The 20,762-nt window shown below is 57.7% G+C and carries 20 protein-coding genes; 11 read left to right on the top strand and 9 right to left on the bottom strand.

All coding sequences use genetic code 11. The features are described 5' to 3' along the window. Window positions 1–32: 32 nt before the first annotated feature. Window positions 33–635 carry a paraquat-inducible protein A gene (locus AB5Z02_RS19010; RefSeq protein ID WP_005333132.1) on the bottom strand — a complete coding sequence of 201 codons (603 nt, stop codon included), beginning with the start codon at window positions 633–635 and terminating at the stop codon, window positions 33–35. Beyond that, complete coding sequence (locus tag AB5Z02_RS19005) at window positions 619–1,245, bottom strand: paraquat-inducible protein A (protein WP_139459396.1); 627 nt, start codon at window positions 1,243–1,245, stop codon at window positions 619–621. The genes AB5Z02_RS19010 and AB5Z02_RS19005 overlap by 17 nt, the downstream gene beginning before the upstream one ends. Window positions 1,246–1,392: 147 nt before the next feature. On the opposite strand from AB5Z02_RS19005, the gene prpB reads away from it, so the two are divergent. The 3 genes from prpB to AB5Z02_RS18990 are packed head-to-tail and all read left to right on the top strand — an operon-like array spanning window position 1,393 to window position 4,874. Further along, complete coding sequence (prpB, locus tag AB5Z02_RS19000; protein ID WP_368216901.1) at window positions 1,393–2,280, top strand: methylisocitrate lyase; 888 nt, start codon at window positions 1,393–1,395, stop codon at window positions 2,278–2,280. A 10-nt stretch (window positions 2,281–2,290) separates the two neighbouring features. Beyond that, window positions 2,291–3,418: a 2-methylcitrate synthase gene (gene prpC / locus AB5Z02_RS18995; protein WP_368216675.1), complete on the top strand. Its 1,128-nt coding sequence runs from the start codon at window positions 2,291–2,293 to the stop codon at window positions 3,416–3,418. A gap of 10 nt (window positions 3,419–3,428) precedes the next feature. Further along, on the top strand, window positions 3,429–4,874 hold the full coding sequence (locus AB5Z02_RS18990; protein WP_368216674.1) for a bifunctional 2-methylcitrate dehydratase/aconitate hydratase: 1,446 nt from the start codon (window positions 3,429–3,431) through the stop codon (window positions 4,872–4,874). 99 nt (window positions 4,875–4,973) lie between these two features. Here AB5Z02_RS18990 and AB5Z02_RS18985 read toward each other — a convergent pair whose 3' ends face one another. Continuing rightward, the gene (locus AB5Z02_RS18985) at window positions 4,974–5,702 is read right to left on the bottom strand and encodes a hypothetical protein (protein ID WP_120414264.1); all 729 of its coding nucleotides are present in this window, start codon (window positions 5,700–5,702) and stop codon (window positions 4,974–4,976) included. Window positions 5,703–5,961: 259 nt separating this feature from the next. Here AB5Z02_RS18985 and AB5Z02_RS18980 point away from each other — a divergent pair, with 259 nt between their 5' ends. Both AB5Z02_RS18980 and AB5Z02_RS18975 read left to right on the top strand, forming a co-directional pair. Then, window positions 5,962–6,294, top strand: a complete 333-nt coding sequence (locus tag AB5Z02_RS18980; protein ID WP_120414265.1) for a polyhydroxyalkanoic acid system family protein — start codon at window positions 5,962–5,964, stop codon at window positions 6,292–6,294. A gap of 255 nt (window positions 6,295–6,549) precedes the next feature. Continuing rightward, a complete protein-coding gene (locus AB5Z02_RS18975; protein WP_368216673.1) occupies window positions 6,550–7,980 on the top strand; it encodes a wax ester/triacylglycerol synthase family O-acyltransferase in 1,431 nt (476 codons plus the stop codon). A gap of 115 nt (window positions 7,981–8,095) precedes the next feature. On the opposite strand, the gene AB5Z02_RS18970 is transcribed toward AB5Z02_RS18975, so the two are convergent. From AB5Z02_RS18970 to AB5Z02_RS18955, 4 genes are all read right to left on the bottom strand, one after another. Next, complete coding sequence (locus AB5Z02_RS18970) at window positions 8,096–8,884, bottom strand: hypothetical protein (protein WP_120414266.1); 789 nt, start codon at window positions 8,882–8,884, stop codon at window positions 8,096–8,098. Between the two features lie 25 nt (window positions 8,885–8,909). Continuing rightward, window positions 8,910–9,551 carry a TetR/AcrR family transcriptional regulator gene (locus AB5Z02_RS18965; RefSeq protein ID WP_005345492.1) on the bottom strand — a complete coding sequence of 214 codons (642 nt, stop codon included), beginning with the start codon at window positions 9,549–9,551 and terminating at the stop codon, window positions 8,910–8,912. A 1-nt stretch (window position 9,552) separates the two neighbouring features. Next, window positions 9,553–10,740 (bottom strand): patatin-like phospholipase family protein, encoded by a 1,188-nt coding sequence (locus AB5Z02_RS18960; RefSeq protein WP_368216672.1) that lies wholly within the window; start codon window positions 10,738–10,740, stop codon window positions 9,553–9,555. 81 nt (window positions 10,741–10,821) lie between these two features. Continuing rightward, window positions 10,822–11,394 (bottom strand): phasin family protein, encoded by a 573-nt coding sequence (locus tag AB5Z02_RS18955; RefSeq protein WP_005333118.1) that lies wholly within the window; start codon window positions 11,392–11,394, stop codon window positions 10,822–10,824. 248 nt (window positions 11,395–11,642) lie between these two features. Here AB5Z02_RS18955 and AB5Z02_RS18950 point away from each other — a divergent pair, with 248 nt between their 5' ends. Beyond that, entirely contained in the window at window positions 11,643–13,616 is a 1,974-nt protein-coding gene (locus AB5Z02_RS18950; RefSeq protein WP_110303672.1) for an SDR family oxidoreductase, read from the top strand. A 90-nt stretch (window positions 13,617–13,706) separates the two neighbouring features. Here the strand turns inward: AB5Z02_RS18950 and AB5Z02_RS18945 are convergent, their stop codons facing one another. Further along, on the bottom strand, window positions 13,707–14,582 hold the full coding sequence (locus AB5Z02_RS18945; protein WP_368216671.1) for an esterase/lipase family protein: 876 nt from the start codon (window positions 14,580–14,582) through the stop codon (window positions 13,707–13,709). A gap of 169 nt (window positions 14,583–14,751) precedes the next feature. On the opposite strand from AB5Z02_RS18945, the gene AB5Z02_RS18940 reads away from it, so the two are divergent. The 5 genes from AB5Z02_RS18940 (at window position 14,752) to fabA (ending at window position 20,388) form a co-directional block, all read left to right on the top strand. Then, window positions 14,752–15,054: a YebG family protein gene (locus AB5Z02_RS18940; RefSeq protein ID WP_208736380.1), complete on the top strand. Its 303-nt coding sequence runs from the start codon at window positions 14,752–14,754 to the stop codon at window positions 15,052–15,054. A 254-nt stretch (window positions 15,055–15,308) separates the two neighbouring features. Then, entirely contained in the window at window positions 15,309–16,589 is a 1,281-nt protein-coding gene (locus AB5Z02_RS18935; protein WP_368216670.1) for a tyrosine-type recombinase/integrase, read from the top strand. A 671-nt stretch (window positions 16,590–17,260) separates the two neighbouring features. Further along, window positions 17,261–17,614 (top strand): hypothetical protein, encoded by a 354-nt coding sequence (locus AB5Z02_RS18930; RefSeq protein WP_368216669.1) that lies wholly within the window; start codon window positions 17,261–17,263, stop codon window positions 17,612–17,614. A 159-nt stretch (window positions 17,615–17,773) separates the two neighbouring features. Further along, window positions 17,774–19,750, top strand: a complete 1,977-nt coding sequence (locus AB5Z02_RS18925; RefSeq protein ID WP_005336580.1) for a Lon protease family protein — start codon at window positions 17,774–17,776, stop codon at window positions 19,748–19,750. A gap of 98 nt (window positions 19,751–19,848) precedes the next feature. After that, window positions 19,849–20,388, top strand: a complete 540-nt coding sequence (fabA, locus tag AB5Z02_RS18920) for a 3-hydroxyacyl-[acyl-carrier-protein] dehydratase FabA (protein ID WP_196783564.1) — start codon at window positions 19,849–19,851, stop codon at window positions 20,386–20,388. 84 nt (window positions 20,389–20,472) lie between these two features. Here fabA and rmf read toward each other — a convergent pair whose 3' ends face one another. Further along, window positions 20,473–20,649 (bottom strand): ribosome modulation factor, encoded by a 177-nt coding sequence (rmf, locus tag AB5Z02_RS18915; protein WP_010674759.1) that lies wholly within the window; start codon window positions 20,647–20,649, stop codon window positions 20,473–20,475. Window positions 20,650–20,762 lie beyond the last annotated feature (113 nt).

Genomic DNA, 20,762 nt, shown 5'->3' with positions numbered 1-20,762 from the left:
AAACAGCACATCAGACAAAAACAGAGAAATCATCAACGGGCCGCCTTGTCCCACAGTAAACGGGTATCAAGCATGCGGGCCGACATCATGGTCAGCACTACCACACCGGCAAAGGCGGTGGCCCCCGGGCCTGCGCGGACACTCAGCAGCACACCCCGATCGACCAGTGCCACCATCAGCGAAATCACGAACAAGTCCAGCATTGACCAGCGACCAATAAAATCGATCACCCGATACATCACCAGCTGGCGCTTGCGCCGCACCGGCTTGGCCCGCTGCAACTGCCAGCAGATCCAGCCCAGACCCAATATTTTGCCCACCGGCACCAGTATGCTGGCGGTGAGGACTATGGTGGCAATCCCGCTCATTTTGCTGCGATAGAGCATCATGATACCGCTGAAGATGGTATCTGACTGCAGTAACCCCTTGTTGTAGAAATGGGTTATGGGCAACAGATTGGCAGGCAACAACATGAAGGTGGCGAGCGCCAGCAAGCCCCACGACCAGGCAAGCGAGCGGGGGATGCGCACCTGCAATTTGCTGCTGCAACGGGGGCAGACTGCCCCGGCTTGATAACGTACCAGCAGACCGCAGGTATGGCAGCGGCAGAGCCCCATCTCACGGGCGCTGGTCATGTTCCGGCTCCTTTAACGGGATCCGCGCCCAGTAGGGGGCGGGGTCAAACAGGATCAGCAGGGTCATGTTGAGCAGCATCAGAATACCGAGGCTGAGCAAGCCGCCACCGAGGCGCACATCGGCGATGTCGATCAGTTTGAACAGGGCAACCAGCAGGCTGACGATATAGACCTCCAGCATGGCCCAGTGGCGAAACACCTCGACCAGCTTCAAGGTGACGGGAAGAATGTGCCAACGTTTGGCCAGACCCGAAGCCAGCACAAAGATCCCCGCCAATAATCCCACCGGCGCCAACACGGCGCACCAGAGCACCAGGCTGGCTACCCACCATTCGCCCTCGCCAAACAGCACCAGGATACCGCGCAGCAGGTCGGCATCGGAGTTGACCCCCGCCAGCCGCAGATAGATCAGCGGCTCAAAAAAGGCGGAGGGCAGCAGCAGAAATCCGGTGATGGTCAGGGCCATCAACTGGGAGGGACGAAAGGCATAACGGCCATAGAGATGTTGGTGACAACGCGGGCAGTGGGCATGGCGACGCAGCGGCAGTGCTTTGCGCTGGATCAGCAAGTCGCACGCCGGACAGACAATTACGGAACCGGGCTCCATCATACAATTCAACCTGTTGAAGGAATTGGTGAAATTTACCCTAAAACCGGTTTCCTGTCTTGCCTGCGGCCGGAATGTTACGAAAGTATAATTGACGTTAACGTAAACGTGATATTAGATAGCCAGACTAGACAGGTGAAAGGAGTCATGATGTCCAGTTTGTCCCCCTCGGCAGGCTTGCGCTTTCGCACCGCCCTTGCCAATGAACATCCCCTGCAGATCGTCGGTACCATCAATGCCTATATGGCGCTGATGGCCGAACGCAGCGGCTTTCAAGCTCTTTATCTCTCCGGCGCCGGAGTGGCCAATGCCTCCTATGGCTTGCCGGATCTCGGCATGACCTCCCTCAACGACGTGCTGATCGATGCCGAACGGATCACTGCAGCGACCCGAGTGCCGCTACTGGTCGATATCGACACCGGCTGGGGCGGGGCGTTCAATATCGCCCGCACCATTCGCGCATTCGAGCGAGCCGGGGTTGCCGCTGTCCATATGGAAGATCAGGTTGCCCAGAAGCGCTGCGGTCATCGCCCCAACAAGGCGGTGGTGTCGCTGGAGGAGATGTGTGATCGGATAAAAGCAGCAGTGGATGCTCGCGAGAATGGCGAGTTCGTCATCATGGCACGCACCGATGCGCTGGCGGTAGAGGGGATGGAATCTGCTCTTGAGCGCACCGCCGCCTATGTGGCCGCTGGGGCCGACATGATCTTCGCCGAGGCGGTGACCGAGCTTGCCCAGTACGACCAGTTCAAGCAGGCGGCCAAAGTGCCGATCCTCGCCAACATGACCGAGTTCGGCAAAACCGAACTGTTTGACAAAGAGCAACTGGCCGCCCACGGGGTCGAAATGGTGCTCTACCCCTTGAGTGCCAACCGGGCCGCCAATCAGGCCGCCCTCAACGTCTATCAACATATTCGCCAGGATGGCCATCAGCGCGCTGTCGTGGAGACCATGCAGACCCGGGAGTCACTCTACGACTTCCTCGGATATCACCACTACGAGCAGACACTGGATCGTCTGTTTACAGCCAAGGAATAGGAGGCAGCTTATGGGACAGCAAAAACCGTTGGGCGGGGCCGGTCTGCGCGGTCAAAGCGCAGGGGAGACCAGTATCTGCACCGTGGGCAAGAGTGGCACCGGTCTTACTTATCGCGGCTATGACATCAAGGAGCTGGCCGACAGCGCCCAGTTCGAAGAGGTCGCCTATCTGCTGCTCAAGGGGGAGTTGCCCGGTGAGCAGCAGCTTGACGCCTACAAGCGCGAGCTGCGTCGCCTGCGCACCTTGCCCCAGCCGCTGTTGGAGGTACTGGAGCGCATTCCCGCCGATGCTCATCCGATGGATGTGCTGCGCACCGGCTGCTCCATGCTCGGCGATCTGGAGCCGGAAGATGGTTTCGAGCATGAGCATGAAGTGGCGGATCGGCTGCTGGCCGCCTTTCCGGGCATTCTGATCTACTGGTACAAGTTCAGTCACGAGGGAGTTCGCATCGCCCTCGATACCGATGAAGAGTGTATCGGTGGCCATTTCCTCGCGCTGCTGCACCAGAAAGCGCCGAGCGAGCTGGAGCGGCGGGTGATGCATGTCTCCCTCATCCTCTACGCCGAGCATGAGTTCAACGCCTCTACCTTTGCGGCGCGGGTTTGCGCCTCGACGCTCTCTGACATGTTCTCCTGTATCACCGCCGCCATCGGCACCTTGCGTGGCCCGCTCCACGGCGGTGCCAACGAGGCGGCCATGGCGATGATTGAAGATTGGCAAGACGAGGCGCAGGCAAGGCGCGAACTGCTGGCCAAGCTGGCGGCCAAGGAGAAGATCATGGGCTTTGGCCACGCCATCTACCGCACTTCTGATCCGCGCAACGTCATCATCAAGGAGTGGTCGGCCAAGCTTGCCGAGGCGGTGGGTGATGATCGCCTCTATCGCGTCTCCTGCGAGGCGGAGAAGGTGATGTGGGAAGAGAAAGAGCTCTTTCCCAACGCCGACTTCTTCCACGCCAGCGCCTATCACTACATGGGGATCCCGACCAAGCTGTTCACGCCTATCTTCGTCTGCTCGCGGGTCACCGGCTGGTGCGCCCACGTGATGGAGCAGCGCGAGCACAACCGGATCATCCGCCCGAGCGCCGATTATGTCGGCCCGGCCCCTCGTCACTTTGTCTCTCTACAACAACGATAAGGAAATCACGATGTCCGCCAACGTCGACGTCAACCACAGACCCGAGCCCGATCAGGTGCTGGTCGATATTGCCGATTATGTCTGCAACCACCCCATTACCAGCCAGGCGGCCCTCGACACCGCCCGCTACTGCCTGATGGATACGCTCGGCTGTGGCCTGCTTGCCCTGCGCTTCCCCGAGTGCACCAAGCACCTTGGCCCCATCGTACCCGGTACTGTCGTGCCCCACGGTGCCCGGGTGCCCGGAACCCAACTCTGCCTCGATCCGGTCAAGGCAGCCTGGGACATCGGTGCCATCATCCGCTGGCTCGATTACAACGACACCTGGCTAGCCGCCGAGTGGGGTCACCCATCCGACAATCTGGGCGGTATTCTCGCCACTGCCGACTGGCTCTCCCGTACTCGCGTGGCAGAGGGGAAATCACCGCTCACCATGAGCGATGTGCTGGTGGCCATGGTCAAAGCCCACGAAATTCAGGGGGTGCTGGCGCTGGAGAACTCTTTCAACCGGGTCGGTCTCGATCACGTGGTACTGGTCAAGGTCGCCAGTACCGCCGTGGTGACTCATATGCTGGGGGGAACCCGCGATCAGGTGATCGATGCGGTATCCCAGGCCTGGGTCGATGGCCAGAGCCTGCGGACCTACCGTCATGCCCCCAATGCGGGTTCCCGCAAGAGCTGGGCGGCGGGGGATGCCACCTCCCGCGCAGTGCGCCTCGCCCTTATCACCATGAGCGGCGAGATGGGCTACCCCGGCGTACTGAGCGCGCCAAAATGGGGCTTCTACGATGTGCTGTTCAAGGGCAATCAGTTCGCCCTGCATCAGGGGTACGGCAGCTATGTGATGGAGAACGTGCTGTTCAAGATCTCCTATCCCGCCGAGTTCCATGCCCAGACCGCAGTAGAGTGCGCCATGAAGCTGCATGGGCAGGTGAAGGGGCGGCTCGATGAGATAGACCGTATCGAGCTCACCACCCACGAGTCGGCCATTCGCATCATCAGCAAGGTCGGCGCCCTCAACAACCCGGCCGATCGGGATCACTGCCTGCAGTACATGGTGGCGGTGCCGCTCATCTTCGGTCGCCTGATTGCCGAGGATTACGAGGACGATGTTGCCGCCGATCCCCGCATCGACGCGCTGCGCGGCAAGATGGTGGTGCAGGAGGACAAACGCTACAGCCGCGAATATCTGGAGGCGGACAAGCGCTCCATTGCCAACGCCATCCAGATCTTCTTCAAGGACGGCACTCACACTGCCAAGGTGGAGGTGGAGTACCCGGTCGGCCATCGTCGCCGTCGGGAGGAGGGGATCCCGCTGCTGGTGGATAAATTCCAGCACAATCTGGCCACCCGCTTCCCAGCCAAACGGGTCAACGACATTCTGGCCCTCTGTCAGGATGGGCCGCGCCTTGCCGCCACCCCGGTGCACGCCTTTATGGATCTGCTGGTGATCTGATCGCTCTTGCATTGGCCAACATATCGGCAAACAGCGATAAACGAAAAGCGGGCCCATCGGCCCGCTTTGTTATTCTGGCGGCTTATCCCTCGATAAGCCTTACCCCAGCGCACTGCTGTCGCCGTTAAAGAGCGCCGTCATAATGGCCATCTCGCGACTGGCGATGGTCTCGAGGAACTCGTTGGCACGCCCCATCTGATGACACACCTGATAACCACGCTCGACAAAGGAGAAAAGCTCGCCAAGCCCCGCCAAATGGGCGGGCCCTGACACCAGCTTGAGGGTCGCCCCCACCAGCGGTTTTCTCGCCAGCCTGTCCAGCGTCATGCCAAGCTCGCTCACCAGCGCAATCTGATGTTCCCGGCGCGCCTGTTCACCTACGGCACGATAGGCGATGGTGTAATGGTCCGACGTGATGGGATCAATGCCATCAATGCGCCGCAGCGCCACCACCATCAGATAGTCCAGCTCCTCGGAGAGGGCATCAAGCTCGATCGCCTGCGCCAGCACCTTGAGGCCGGACTCCGGCAACAGCCGCTCGGCGGTCGGCATCACCCGCATCACGTCCGCATCGCGACGGGCGCAATCCCCCGGGCCATAGAGATCGGTCAGGAAAAACTCGGCGGCGGGGCCGTAGCGGTCACTCTCCAGCAGATCTCGATGGGTTCGCCCCAACCGGTCGGCCTGCCACTGGCGTAGCCGATCCCGATCCTGCTGATCTTCCGGGTGGGCACGCATCTGCTCGCGCAAGGCTGCAACCCGCTTGAGCTGGCGGTATAGCCGACCCAGGGTGCTATCGTCGTCGTGGGCATGTTCTTGATGCGTCATCTACAGCTCTCTGGCCTTGGGCCCATTGATGGGGATTCGGTGATACGAAGATACAAGTGAATGAAAAACAAGCAGCTTTTGCTGACCGTTCCGTGACAAGTGTAGCGCGCACGGGGGAGGGAATAAATGCCATGCCCCGCTGATAGCCTTCATCCCTCTCGACTCTGTTAAGTGAGTCCCATTTATGTGAACCATCCTTTCATTTGTTGTGAACATGTGTTTAATATCAATAACTAACTTATGACCCAGAGTAACGACCATGTTCTTCAACTCGCTCGCTGGCAGCAGCGCACTCTCTACCATCCAGATCAGCCGTCAGCATCCGCTGGGACTGGCCGCCGCCCGGCTCGCGGCCGAAGCCATCGCTGCGGACATGAGCGAGAGCTATCAACTCGATTGCGAATGGGCAGATGAAGAAGAGACCGAGCTACACTTTCGCGGCTCAGGGGTACATGGCACTCTCACCCTGGACGATGAGAACCTGGAACTGGAAGTGCATCTTGGTTTGATGCTGTTGCCGGTACGCAGCGTACTGGAGCAAGAGATCCTCGATTATGTCGACAATCGCTTACCTTGCCCCAAACGTGTTTGAAACTCTTCGTTGCACTGGCTTTAAATAAACCAGCTGTAAACGATGGCTGTTTGAAATAAGTTGGCAAGCCATATAGTTTGTCAGATTTATTATTCGGCGAGGTCTCGATTCTATTTTTTAAGTAATCTTTCATCTTTATTTCATATTTCGAGTCGGCACTCATTAATGTCATTCTGATTGCATCAAGTCTTCATCCGGATATGAGGACAGGAGCAATTTGCCGCCTCGGTAAATTCATTTTGTAGGGAAACAACCATGCCACTGAGTGAATTTATCTCCTGCGTCGATACCGCCTGGTTACGCATGGACAGACCCAACAACCTGATGCAGATCATCGGTGTCCTGATGTTTGAAGGGGAGCTTGATGAAACGCGTCTGCGGGCCGGATTGCGCCACACCATTTCGGTGCAACCCCGCTTTCACCAGCGGGCCGTGCTGGAGGGGGGCTCCTACTACTGGCGTCATGATCCCGATTTCGATCTCGATCAGCACCTCAAGCGAGTGATCCTGCCGGGTGAAGCAGGCAAGCTGGAGCTGGAGAAGCTGGTGGCCGATCTCGCCTCGACGCCGCTCAACCACCAGCGCCCCCTGTGGGATATGCACCTGACCGACACTTCGCTGGGTGGACAAGCGCTGGTGGTACGCATTCACCACGCCATGGGCGACGGCTTCTCGCTGGTGCGGGCCATGCTGACCATGATGGATAACACCCCGGAAGGGGCGCCGCGACTACCGACACTGGAGCCACTGGATGACAGCGATGACGAGGATGAGGAGGATTGCCACCAGGGCAGCCGTCTGGTTCGGGCCGGTCTCAAGCTGACCGGTAGCCTCTGGTCAAAATATGTCGAAGTGGTCACCCATCCCACCAAGGCGGTGGATTACCTCAAGACCGTGCGCGATCTGGCGAGCGAGCTGTGCAATATCGCCACCCTCGGTGATGACTCCCCCTGCCGCCTGCGTGGCAAGACCACCAGCACCAAGAGGGTGGCCTGGTCGGAGCAAATTGATCTGCCGGATATCAAGGCAGTGGGCAAGGTACTGGGCTGCTCGGTCAACGATCTGCTGATCGCCGCCACCGCAGGGGCGTTTCGCCACTACCTGCAGGAGAAGGGGGATGATGCCAACAAGGTCAAGATCCGCGCCCTGGTGCCGGTCAATATGCGAGCACCGGATGATGAGGGGGCACTTGGCAACCGCTTCGGGCTGGTGGCCCTGGACTTGCCACTGGATGTTGAACACCCGTTGCAGCGGCTCTATACCGTGCGTGACCGGATGCAGGCGCTGCGCACTTCGCTGCAACCCGTGGTGGTGCTCAACCTGTTACATGCCCTTGGCATGGCCCCCAATGCGGTGCAACAGCAGGCCGTCGAGCTGCTCACGGCAAAGGCCAGCGCGGTGATCACCAATGTGCCCGGTCCGCAGCAGACCCTCTATCTGGCTGGAGCAAAATTGCGTCAGCCGCTGTTCTGGGTGCCGCAATCGGGGGATATCGGCGTCGGCGTCTCCATCCTCTCTTACGATCACAAGGTGCAACTGGGCCTAATCACCGACAAGAAGCTGGTACCGGACCCGGATCAGGTGGTCGAGCGGTTTGCGGTGGAGTTCGAGCAGCTGCTGTTGCTGGTGCTGATGGAGCCGGAGCTGTTGTTTGACCCCAACGGACTGGATGCGCTGCTCGGTTGAGCGAGCATTTGAAAGACCGATGGCGGCGTAGCCAACCGATCAGCACCCATCATAAAAGAGGCCAACCCGCGGGTTGGCCTCTTGTTTTGTTGTCTATCCGTGACAAGAGTGGCGGTTAATCCTCCAACTCTTCCCGCGCCGCCTCCACATCGAGGCGCTCCATCGCATCCATCGGTTCGCACTCGGCCGCTTCGGCATAGAGGGCTTCGGCCGCTTTCAGTCGGCTCTTGCCGTGCAGCATTACCTGAGCGTTGGCGTACTCCATGCGGGCGATAGCGGAGTCGGGGATCAGCGCCAGCGCTTCCTTGAAGTGACGCTCGGACTCCTCCTTCTTGGCGCCATAGGTGAGGCCGCCGATCATGGCCCCCAGCTTGTCGACGATCTCCGCGTGCCAGGCGCCAAAGGCAATATGGGCCTCGGCGTGATCTGGCGCCAGCTCCAGCGCCTTCTCAAGGCTTGCCTTGATCTTGTCGCCAATTCCTTGCGAGAGGGCCTTGGAGATGGAAATGACCTGGCTGTAGCGCCCGAGTGCCAGCGCGTGGAAATACCAGGCATTAGCGTTCTTGGGCTGACGCTTTTGCAGCTTCTCGGCATGGCTGGCCGCCCGCTCGAAGGCGGCGCGCTTGGCATACTTGTCTTCCAGCAGATAGCTGGCATGGATCACCAGCGCTTTGTTCGCCACATTGAGGCCCTCCTCACCGGCCGCTTCGCCAAGGGCGACTGCCCGGGCAAAATCCCCGGCATGATAGGCCCGCCAGGCATCCTGTACCTGTTCATCTTCAGGCCAGGGTTCGGCATCCCCCTGATGGAGACGATCCCAGTTGTCCGCCAGCTTCTGGCCAGCATAGTCATAGGCCGCATCCGCGTAGGGGAAGGGGACAAATTCGAGTTGTGAAGTGGTCATGCTTGTTCTCCCTGTAGCATGTGAATCAAACCTTGTCGGTGTAGTGGTGGGCGAGGGCGCCCAGATGAGCGCGGGCATCGGCCCGCAAATAGGGTGCGACCAGCTGCATCACCTGAAAGACGCCGAGGGCAATATCGGCGTCCGCCTTGGGGTGCAGTGCCCGCTGATAAGAGATCCAGAATGTGCCAACAAGCGCCACATTGGCCGCCAGCGTGCGCATCTGTTGCGCCGTGCCCTCCATCAGCCCGACCGTTTGCAGATGGTTGCAAATGGCGATGGCGGTCTGCTCCTTGCGGCGCAGCAGGGCGGAAAAGCGCTGTTCCACCTGATGATAACCACTCATCAGGGTCGCGATATCATAGTAGAGGAAACGGTACTGCCAGATGGCTTCAAACATCAGGTGGAGAAAGAGCCAGATATCTTCTGGCTCATCGGACGGGGTGCTGACCGCCTCCAGCAGGCGATCCATCTGCTGTTCAAATTCGCAGAACAGGGCGTTGACGATCTCCTCCTTGTTGTGGAAGTGGTAGTAGAGATTGCCCTGGCTGATCTCCATCTCGGCCGCAATGGCCGAGGTGGTGACGCTGGGTTCCCCTTGTCGATTGAAGCAGGCGAGGGCAGTGGTCAGGATCCGCTCCCGGGTACGACGTTTGGGTTTGCGATCCATGCTACTCCTTTGGTGATGAACGGCGCACGCCGTGGCGATAGCGTTTGGCAAGCCAGTGCTGCAACTGCTCCAGCGACTTGTCGAGGGCGGCGACCGAGCCAATGCCGGGGGCCAGCAGGGTGCGATCTTCATCGGCCAGCGCGGCCAGATTGAGCTCGAGGCCATGCTTGGCCAGCACCGGCGCCAACTCGTCACGGCGCTGCCAGAGATCGCGGCGGGTATGCTGGTAAGCGTGCTCGCAGAGGCGGCGGCGATCCCGATAACTGAACACATTGGTGAAGAACATCTCGCCATCGGCAGAAGAGGGCTCAAACAGCAAGGCGTCGGCGTCGGGATATTGGTGTTTGTAGCGATCCATCCCCACATGCATGCGGGAGTGGATGATGGCGCGAAAAGTCTGGGCCAGCACCACCGGCAGACCGCTGTCCACCAGATTGGTCGGGGTGCCGGCGGCCATGTCCGCATCATAGGGCACCAGCGGATTGATGCAGAACACCAGATCCGCCCCCTCTTCCAGCGCTACCGAAGCGTGCAGAGTCTTGATCAGCGCCCCGTCCACATAGTAACGCCCGTTAATCAATGAAGGGGGAAAGAGGCCGGGCAGGGCGGCTGACGCCTGTACCGCCGCCGAGATGGGCACGTCATCGAGCCCCGGACTACCGAAGGCGACCGGATGGCCGGTGTCGAGTTCGGTAGCGACCACAAACAGTCGGCTGCGCAGCTGGCGGAAATCGTTGCTGCGGCCGGGACGAGAAAAAAACTGGGTCAGGGTGCGATCCACCCCGCGGTTGTCGAACAGTCCGGTCGGAATGGCCTTGGAGAGTCCCTGCAGCGATTCAAACAGGCTGCGCTTCCAGGGCGCCGCCAGATAGTAGGTCAGGCTCTGCCACGCCAGTGGCGGGATCGAGGTCAGACGGTCGGCGTATTCACGAAAGGCGGGGCGCAGCAAGGTGGCCGGGTCAAACATCTCCCCCGAATCATCGCTGAGCAGGATCCGCACCAGCTTCGCCGGCGAGATGCCGTTGGCCAGCGCCGACGCCACCACGGCCCCCGAACTGACGCCGACATAGATATCGGCATGGTCAAGGCGCAGGCCGCTGATGCTATCGGAGAGGGCGGCGCAGGCACCGATCTCGTAGATGCCACCGAGCGGCCCGCCACCGGCAAGGGCGATTGCTACCGTACTCATAGAGCCTCCTCCCTATCCATAGAAAACCGGCCCAGCGCTGGGCATGGGCCGGTGATGCTCACTCTTTGCCATCGAGACGGATTACGGCAGAACGCTCTCGGCCTTGGCCTTCACCTCTTTCACCGCATCTTCAGCGGCGGAGAGGAGATCGGCGGCCTGCTCGACCACGGCCTCTTTAGCCTTGGCTACCGGTGCCTTCTTTACCGGAGGCTTGCGGGCAGCGGGCTTTTTGGCGGCAGCCGGTTTGGCTTCTGCGGCCGGGGCTTCCTCTTCCTGTGCATCCAGCAGTTGCTGGACCACGTCGGTCAGCTCGGCCATGCGCTTGGAGAGCTTGTCGATATCCTTGCGGGTCGGAATGCCGAGGCTGGCCACAGCGCGGGCCACGCGATCTTCAAACACCTGCTCCAGACGGCCCCAAGTATTGGCGGTCTTGTCGGTCACAGCGGCAATCTTCTCATCTGCGCTCTGACGGGTTTTGGCCTGCAATGCTTCCCCTTCCTGCACCAGGGCTTCAAAGATCTTGCCACCCTCTTCCTGCGCCTTGGCATAGGCACCCAGACCCGCCAACCAGATCTGCTGGGTGGACTCCTTGATGGTGGAGGTGAGTTGGTTGTCGGTCACTGACCCTGCCAGCGCTTTCAATTTCTTAGCCATGATCTTCTCCTTGAATAACGACAGTTAAATGTAATGGCGACAACGAAACTGCAATCGGGTTGTGGCATTACTGATTTTTCAACTTCAGTCTAGGGAGAAAAAATAGAGGGTTCTACCTAATAACGGAACAGGCACACCACCGAAATTAGGGTTTGCTCACGAACCGACAATCAAATTGCGGATTCCCATATGAATCGTGATATATCTAACAACCTAGTAACACCCTAATCAGTAGCAGGATTCTCTTTATGAACTATTTCATTACTGGCGGTAGTGGTTTTATCGGGCGTCGATTGATCAAAAAGTTATTCCAACAGCATCCCGACTGTATCGTCTATTTTCTGATGCGCGCCTCTCATCAGGATAAATTGCCGGAGTTATTTGCATTCTGGAATGTGGATGAATCGCGTGCAGTCCCGGTTTTTGGCGACATGACGCAACCGCTGCTGGGGGTATCGGTCGAGATGCAGGAGCAGTTGATCGGCAAGATAGACCACTTCTTCCATCTGGCTGCCATCTATGATCTGAACGCCAAGGCTGGGATCCAGCAGCAGGTCAACACCGAAGGGACCCGTCAGGCTGTTCAACTTGCCGAGCGGCTGGGGGCTGGACAGTTCCACCACTGCAGCTCCATCGCTGCAGCGGGCCTGTTCGACGGTCTGTTTCGCGAGGACATGTTCGATGAGGCAGAGCACCTCGACATGCCTTACTTCCAGACCAAGCACGAAGCGGAAGGGATTGTGCGCAATGAGTGCACAGTTCCGTGGCGGGTCTACCGCCCGGGCATCGTTGTCGGTGACTCCAATACCGGCGAGATGGACAAGATCGACGGCCCTTACTACTTCTTCAAGACCATCCAGAAGCTGCGCCGTCTGCTGCCGCCCTGGATGCCGGCCATCGGGGTTGAGGGCGGACGCATCAACATAGTGCCGGTCAACTTTGTGGTCGATGCCATGGAGCATATCGCCCATCAGGAGGGCGAGGAGAACAAAACCTTCCACCTGACCGACCCCAACCCGATGCGGGTTGGCGACATGCTGAGCACCTTCTCCCGCGCCGCCCATGCGCCGGAGCCTGCGATCCGCATCAACGCCTCTCTCTTTAACTTCATTCCCCGCCACCTGACCGCCATGCTGATGACCATGGCGCCAGTGCGCCGAATTCGCGATGCCGCCATCGCCGATCTGGGTCTGCCCAAGGATGTGTTCCGCCTTATCAGCTATCCCACCCGTTTCGACAGTCGCGAAACCCAGCGGGTACTGAAAGGGACAGGCATCGAAGTGCCACCGCTGCACAGCTACGCCTGGCGGTTGTGGGATTACTGGGAGCGTCACCTCGACCCGGAACTCTTCATCGATCGCTCCCTGCGTGGTCGGGTAGAGGGCAAGGTGGTGCTGGTGACCGGGGCCACCTCAGGCATTGGCCGTGCAACCGCGCGCAAGCTGGCGGGGGCGGGGGCCAACGTCGTTACCATCGCCCGCGACGAGCAGAAGATTGCCGAGACTAAAGCCGAGTTTGCCGAGCTGGGGCTGACCATCGAGATCTATCAGGGGGATCTCTCCAATCTGGCGCAGGCTGAGGAGATCACCGCTCGCATCGTAGCCGATCACGGCGGCGTCGACATTCTGGTCAATAATGCTGGCCGCTCCATCCGCCGCTCCATCGAGGACTCCTTCGATCGCTTCCACGATCTGGAGCGCACCATGCAGCTCAACTACTTCGGGGCGCTCAAGGTGATCATGGGGGTACTGCCCACCATGATCGAGAAGAAAAAAGGGCACATCATCAACATCTCCTCCATCGGGGTGTTGACCAATGCGCCGCGCTTCTCCGCCTATGTTGCCTCCAAGTCGGCCCTCGATGCCTGGGTGCGTACCGCCGCCTCCGAGTTTGCCGATAAAGGGGTGAGCTTCTCCATCATCAATATGCCGCTGGTGAAAACGCCGATGGTCGCGCCGACCAAGGTCTATGAGCAGGTGCCGATGATGACGCCAGAAGAGGCGGCCGATCTGGTGTGCGATACCATCATCAACAAGCATGTGCGACTGGCCACACGCCTCGGGGTATTTGGCCAGGTGGTTCACGCTCTGGCACCGCGGGTTGCCCAGGTGATCATGAACACCAGCTTCCGCACCTTTGCCGATCCCAAGGATGGCGACAAGTCCAAGGCGACCGCCGATCAGGTTGCCGTCTCGACCCTGATCAAGGGGATCCACTTCTAACCGGATGATGGGATAAAGAGATCAACAGGGGCCTGAGCAATCAGGCCCCTGTTTTATTTGCAATAGCAGTTGAAGAACGGTTAAGGAAGGTCAGACTCTGGACAGCAGATCAAGCAGCAGATCTGTCGTGCGACGGGAGTAAAGCAGAGAGAGATGGCCAATGGCAGGCAACTCGATATCTTCCATTCCCGCCAATCGTTGCCGCTCCTGTGGCATCACCACATTGTCGTGACTGGTGCGCACAGAGATGCCGGGTACGCAGAGAGGAACCGAGGCGAAACGCTGCAACCAGCCGGAACCGGGCTCCATCTCGCGGGCATTGGCCCCAAGCCCAAGGGCGGCTAGCTGACTGCCCTGATGGGGGGTGGCCAGGGTGATCAGGTGATCTACCTTGTCACCACCATGGATAGCCAGATAGTCGCGGCAGACCAGCCCCCCCATGCTGTGACCGATCAGCACCAGCTGGCTGGCACCGGTTGCTGCGAGCACATCGTCAATTCGCTTGGCCAGCAGCGGCACCATCTCGTCGATATGACCAAATGGCGGCGTTAGGGTAATGGTCGCGACCACATAACCCGCAGCTTCCAGCCGAGCGCGCTGGGTACGCCAGATGCCGCGGCTGCAACCATAGCCATGCACCAGCAGTACCGGCCGTCTGCCGGGAGGCAGCCTGTCTGGCGCCATCAGCAGCGGCTCGAAGGGGAGCAACCAGGTAAAGGTGTAGAGATAGGCGAGCATCTCGCGCGCCATCATCTTCACTCTCGCCGGCATGCCGATGGCCGGGGAGGGGTAAAAGCGGGTAAATAGCCAGCTACCGAGTACCACCAGGCAACGCAGGGTGAGCAGGGCCAGGATCACGAACAGCAGAGTGACCAGCCATGAAAAATCCAGTACAAGATGGGCGATGCTCCCAATGAGCAGCACCTCAACCATCAGCAGAATAAACAGGTGTCGTACGATCGTCATGCCCCCATGATCCGGCGACATAGCCATAGAAGTCAAATGACGCTTTTCTACCCTGCAGGCCCCGTCACGCTTGCCCCGACATAGCCCTTCCTGATTACCGTGTCAGGATATTTGCAATACTGTATATCCATACATATACTTGTTTCATCATCACCAGGAGGAGGCCATCATGGCTGTTGAAATAAAATATGTTGTGGTTCGTGGAGGAGTGGAAAAAATGACTTTTGCCAGCAAGAAAGAGGCGGATGCCTATGACAAACTGCTGGATACCGCCGATGAGCTGATGGCGCTGCTTGCCGGCGCCCCTGTCGAGATGACCCCGGAGCAGCAGGAGAGCCTAGCATTTTACCTCGCCGAGCAGCGTGATCAGCTGCAAAACCTGCTGCGTGGTGGCAAGGTCGCGGCAACTGGCAACAAGGAGGAAGAGTCCGCAGCCAAGCGCAAGGAGAAGGCGCTCAAACAGGTGGCATAAACAGTTTCTTGGTGGCCTATCGGGGTAACGGCTTGAGTGTCATTCACTAAAATTGCATTTATCACCATTTTTTCAGGCTATTTACCCCGAGAATTTTTTAACAAAGGTGCATATTGATTGCATAGGGTAATTCAAAACCAGGATCCTGTTTCTGGCTGGTAACCAGCCAATCACACCTTTGACAAACCGGGCCAAGCCCTGTCTTTCGGTCGATATCACCGGCCATTTATCTTCTTTTTTAACCAAGCAAGACCATGACTCATCAACCCATTCCCTTGCCGCCGGCCATGCCGCTTTTTGACAATCTCACCTATCTGGAAGAGGGCAACGCTCAGGTTAACCACTACCTCGCCAATCTCAGCCTCAATACAGTGCCTGATGCAGGTCTGGTCTATGAGCTGGCTGTCGACTGGCTGCTTGAACAGCGCCATAGCGAGAACAACTACAAGACCTACCGCAGCGAGCTGACCACCTTTTTGCACTGGTGCTTTTGCGAAGTCGCCATCAGCCCAAAGATGCTGACCCGGCGCATCATGATGCGCTACCTCGACTACTGCCAGTCACCACCGGAACCGCTCATCGCCTATCGCAACGTCGCCCAGTTCGTACAGGACAAAGAGTGGGGAGAGCGGTTACCCAATCCCCAATGGCGTCCATTTCTCGGTAAAAAGGAGCTGGGCCAGCCACTGCCATACCGCTTGAGCGAGCAGGCGATGAAGACCAAGCTCGCTATCCTGTCAGCCTTCTTCCAGTTCCTCATTCAGGAGGAGTACATGGATAGAAACCCGGCACTGTTACTGCAACGGGTGAAAAAGCCCCTTGCACAGGAGGCTGACGATCAGGTGCAAGCCTTCAGCGAATTGCAATGGTCCTACGTGCTGCAGGCTGCTGAAACACTCGCTCAAGACAACCCTGAGCAACATGAACGCAGCCGGTTTCTCGTCATCCTGATGTATGCCTGTTATCTGCGGATCTCGGAAGTGGCGGCCAGGCCCGGCTTTACCCCCGTGATGGGGCAGTTTCGTCGCGACAGCAAAACCGGCGTCTGGGGTTACTACATACCGAGCAGCAAGGGGGGAAAACGCCGCACCGTCGCCGTCTCACAGGCGCTGCTCTACGCCCTCGAACGCTACCGTGCGTTTCTGGGGCTCTCGCCCTTGCCGGCACCCAACGAGCAGACCCCGCTCTTTATCCGTCATAAAGCGGCCGCCCACGGCCGGGAGCAGGGAGAATTGAATGCCAATCTGGGGATCCGTCAGCTGCGTGAACTGGTGCAGGCAGTGATAACCAAAGGGGCCGAACTGGCCGAGCTGGATGGCTTTTATCAGGATGGTGCCGAAATGCGGCAACTGACACCTCATGCCATTCGCCATACCGGGATCACCCACGACATCAACCTCAACGGTCGACCACTTTCCCACGTACAAGCCGATGCGGGCCACGACAGCATCGACACCACCTCCAAATACCTGCACACCAGCCAGAGCGAACGTCATGAGAGCGCCCAGCAAAAGCCGCTCGACAGGTTGCGATAAAGACCCGGATAGGTGAGAGATAACAAGAAGTAAAAATCGGATATAGGACTACCAATACCAATGTTGCCGTAATTTTTACGGCATATTCCTGTCAATCGGCGCGAGCGCTATGGCAGCCCACAGCGAAAAGGGGAGCCCAATACACATATTGCTCAAGCGTTTTGATAGTGAATACTTGTCTCAAAATACGGCATTTGTGGTTTCAGAATATCGACTGAGGGGAGGGGGTTGGGTGATTGCTATTTCGTGGTAACCGAGAGAAATGGCTTGGCGCTTCAGCACAAATTAGATGGCCATTTCATCACCTTGTTATCTCTAATCTCACCCGAGCAGTAATCCCCAGACACCATGCCCACGCAAACCACAGGGGAGGGATGTTGTCACCTGATTGCTCCATAAACTGACGGATGCGTAAAACTCTTTTACAAACAATACCTTACTGAAGTTGCATTTCTATAGATAATGGATGTCATGCCTTAAGCATTCAGTATTGAGGTGTCTATTGTGATGCCGATAAATCTAGTTATCGGCATCAATGATCAAGGGGCCTATGTGGCCCCTTGTTAGTGTCGGATGTAATGAGTAGAGAAACGTATCGCGTTCTCTACTCTGATCTTCTGGTGCGGCAAACCTGTCCACTACCTAATGCCTACAATCCCAAGGATGCGTCCATGACTACCGACTATACCCATCAAGACTTTAAGCTGACATTTTTGTTTCCAGAGAAGATTGAAGCGAGCCCGTTTAGCCTTTCCGAGTACAACCGAGTTACAACATCTGGTTATCGTCGAGATTCAGTGACTAAGGGGATAAGACTCTCTGACAAATTCTTCGTTTTGACATTACAAGATGAGCCATCAGCGGCTGATCTCAATCAGGCTTTGCACAAAGCCATCAGTGACAAGGCTCTTGTGCAGTTGAGCTTGACCCATAATGGTTCAGCTATTCATGATTTGAATGTTGTTGTGAGTGAATTAGCGACTGACAAACCCAATAACTACCGACTGAGCGTTGTGAAAGCATGACGCGCAAGCATCTAGGGGCCTCCGGCCCCTTTGTTCTGCCTACAAGCATGACTGCGCATAATGTATATTATGTTAAATCAGGTATCTTGTTTCCTGTCACCACTTATTGAACTGTGTATAATGGCAACAATTGATCCTATCTTCGACCGGATGTCTTAAGTGGCTGAATTAACATCAGAACAATTAAAACCCGCTTTTGCGATTGAACAGTTCCCCAAGCTCAGCGAGCTTGAACCTATCCCCTTTGCTGCGCTGCAACCCAGAGCCATTTCCGGCATCAAACGTCTTGCCAGTTTTGATGGTGACTGTCCGGTCATGCTGCTCAACGGGTTTCCCGGCGCAGATTACGAAGGCGTTTGCCAGACACTGATTGCCGACTCCAATGGCAAGGATGGTGACCTGTTTGATCTCTGCTACACCGAGAATCTGAACAACCCCTACAAGCCTATCTGGCTGCGCCTGCAACCGGGCACCGGCGTCGAGTTTTGCGAAATGGTTGGCGAGCTGCTCAAGCTGTTGAGCCACCATCTCGATGCCGAACGCATCGTGACCCGCATCATGCGCAAGCAGAACAATGATCCGAAAATCGATGATTTCCTCTCCGATCTGGCGGCTCACGTGGCATTGGGTCTGGAGTTCCAGCACCCCATTCTGATCAACCTGCTGATCCACCACGAAGCGCAGGAAGCGCCGGTAATTTATGGCCGTGACCTCAACTGGGATACCCTGTTTGGCTCCATCAACTACCAGACCGAGCAAGGCTCTGTCTATGCCAACCAGCACCTGTTGGAGCCTGGCTTGCTGCGCGAAGCCAACGGCGGTTACCTCATTTTGCAACTGGATGAGCTGCTGGATCAGCCACACCTCTGGTTCAAACTGAAAAATGCCATGCAAAAAGGCGAGCTGGACTGGAACGCCTATCAGGAAGGGAAAACTCTGACCCCCTTCTTCGCGCCTGAAGCAACCCCTATCAAGCTCAAGCTGATCCTGGTCGGTGACCGACTGGACGTGGCCGAGTTCCAGATGCTGGATCGGGATATGTCCGAACGTATCTTCCTGCGCGCAGACCTGGTTTCCGAGGTCAATATTGAAGAGGATCTGCAGGAATTTCTGCAGTACCTGGCTTGGCTGCGCCAGCGTTGGAGCCTGCTGGACTTCACGCCAGCCGCCCTCGCCGCCCTTTGTCGTCATGCCAGCCGCCTCTGTGACCATCAGGAGTGGCTGTCGCTCTCCGAAGTGCAACTCTCCGCCATCATGCGGATGGCTGACAGTCTGGCCCGGGAGCTGGAATCTGATGTGGTCACTGACGAGCATATCCGCGGCGCACTGGAGGAGCAGGATTACCGCCTCAACTATCTGGTTGAGCAGTCCGATCAGGGTGTTATCGACGGCCAGATCCTGCTGCAAACCGATGGCGAAGAGATTGGCCAGATCAACGGCCTGTCTGTCATTCAGGTATCCGGTCACCCCTATGACTTTGGTGAGCCGGTGCGCCTCACCGCGACCGTACACCTTGGTGATGGCGATGTGGCGGATATCGAGCGCAAAGCGGAGCTGGCTGGTCATATCCACGCCAAAGCGATGATGATTATCCACGGCTATCTCTCCAACAAATTTGGTGCAGAGAACCCCTCCCCCCTGTCGGCGAATCTGGTGTTCGAGCAGTCTTACCACGAAATTGATGGTGACAGTGCCTCCCTGACCGGCTTGTGTGCCCTGCTCTCTGCCCTCGCCCGCCAGCCTATCTATCAGCACTTCGCCGTGACCGGTGCGGTCGATCAGTTTGGCAATGTGCAGGCCGTTGGTGGCGTCAACGAGAAGATTGAAGGCTTCTTCCGGGTGTGCAAAATCCACGGCATCACCGGCAAGCAAGGGATCATTTTGCCGGGCACCAACATTCAGCAATTGAACCTCTCTGACGAGGTGATTGCAGCGGTTGAAGCGGGCCAGTTCCACATCCACCCGGTGGATCATGTGGAAGAGGCCATCGAGTTGCTCACTGGCTGTGTCGCCGGTGAGCCTGATATGCCCGATACCCTGTTTGGCCGTATTCAGGAGCGGTTGGACGAGTTGAACGGCTCCACTGCCAAAGTCGGACTGCTGCAATCCCTGCTGGGGCGCCTGTTTGGCCGTTGATGAAGTGATCGGAGTTGTTTAGCGAACAACTGTAAGCTAAATTGGCCCGGCTTTGACCCATTTGAAGGAAATACCGCGTGACCGTAGACAATACCACCATGGAAGCCCGCCTTTCCCTGTGCGAACAGGGCAAGAACTCTTTTACCCGTGAAGAGCTGCTGGCTTGCAGCCGTGGCGAACTGTTTGGTGAGGGTAACAGTCAGCTGCCTGCCCCCAACATGTTGATGATGGATCGCATCGTCAAGATCAATGACAACGGCGGCGAACACGGCAAGGGCGAGATCCTGGCTGAGCTCGACATTACTCCGGATCTCTGGTTCTTCGATTGCCACTTCCCGGGTGATCCTGTGATGCCTGGCTGTCTCGGTCTGGACGCCATGTGGCAGCTGGTTGGCTTCTTCCTGGGCTGGAAAGGTGGCCCCGGCAAGGGTCGTGCTCTGGGCGTGGGTGAAGTGAAATTCACCGGCCAGATCCTGCCGACTGCCAAGAAAGTGACCTACAAAATCACCTTCAAGCGCGTCATCAACCGCAAGCTGGTGATGGGGATTGCTGATGGTGTGGTCGAAGTTGACGGCCGTCCGATCTACAGCGCCACCGACCTGAAAGTGGGCCTGTTCAAAGATACCACCGCATTCTGATCTCTCTGATTGGTGGTAAAACAGCATTAACGCAAAGGGGCCACAACGGCCCCTTTCCTTTTGTAATGAGTGATGAAGTACCTGCTACTTCATGAAGAGGCCTGAGCCCCGCCCTTCCATGGCGTCACGCCAACCACCAAGCCAATGCCCTCGGGCATCCAGGCATTGATACGGACACGCTTCTTTCTGTTTGCCGACCACGCCAGCCTGATAACCACGAGCACGAGCTCTTTCCAGACGGTCCCGCTTCTGTCTCTTCATCATCTACGACCCTCTTCGTGGAACAAAAAAAGCGACCAATTCTGCATCGGCCGCTTTCATCTTTACTCCTGCGAGCGCACTCGGTCAAACAAAAACTTCCACCCTAACCGGGC

It is taken from the genome of Aeromonas sp. R2-3 (assembly GCF_040908375.1).
Classification (GTDB): domain Bacteria; phylum Pseudomonadota; class Gammaproteobacteria; order Enterobacterales; family Aeromonadaceae; genus Aeromonas; species Aeromonas veronii.
The sequence above is the reverse complement of the archived record's forward strand: the minus strand, read 5'-3'. Positions and strand labels throughout refer to the sequence as shown.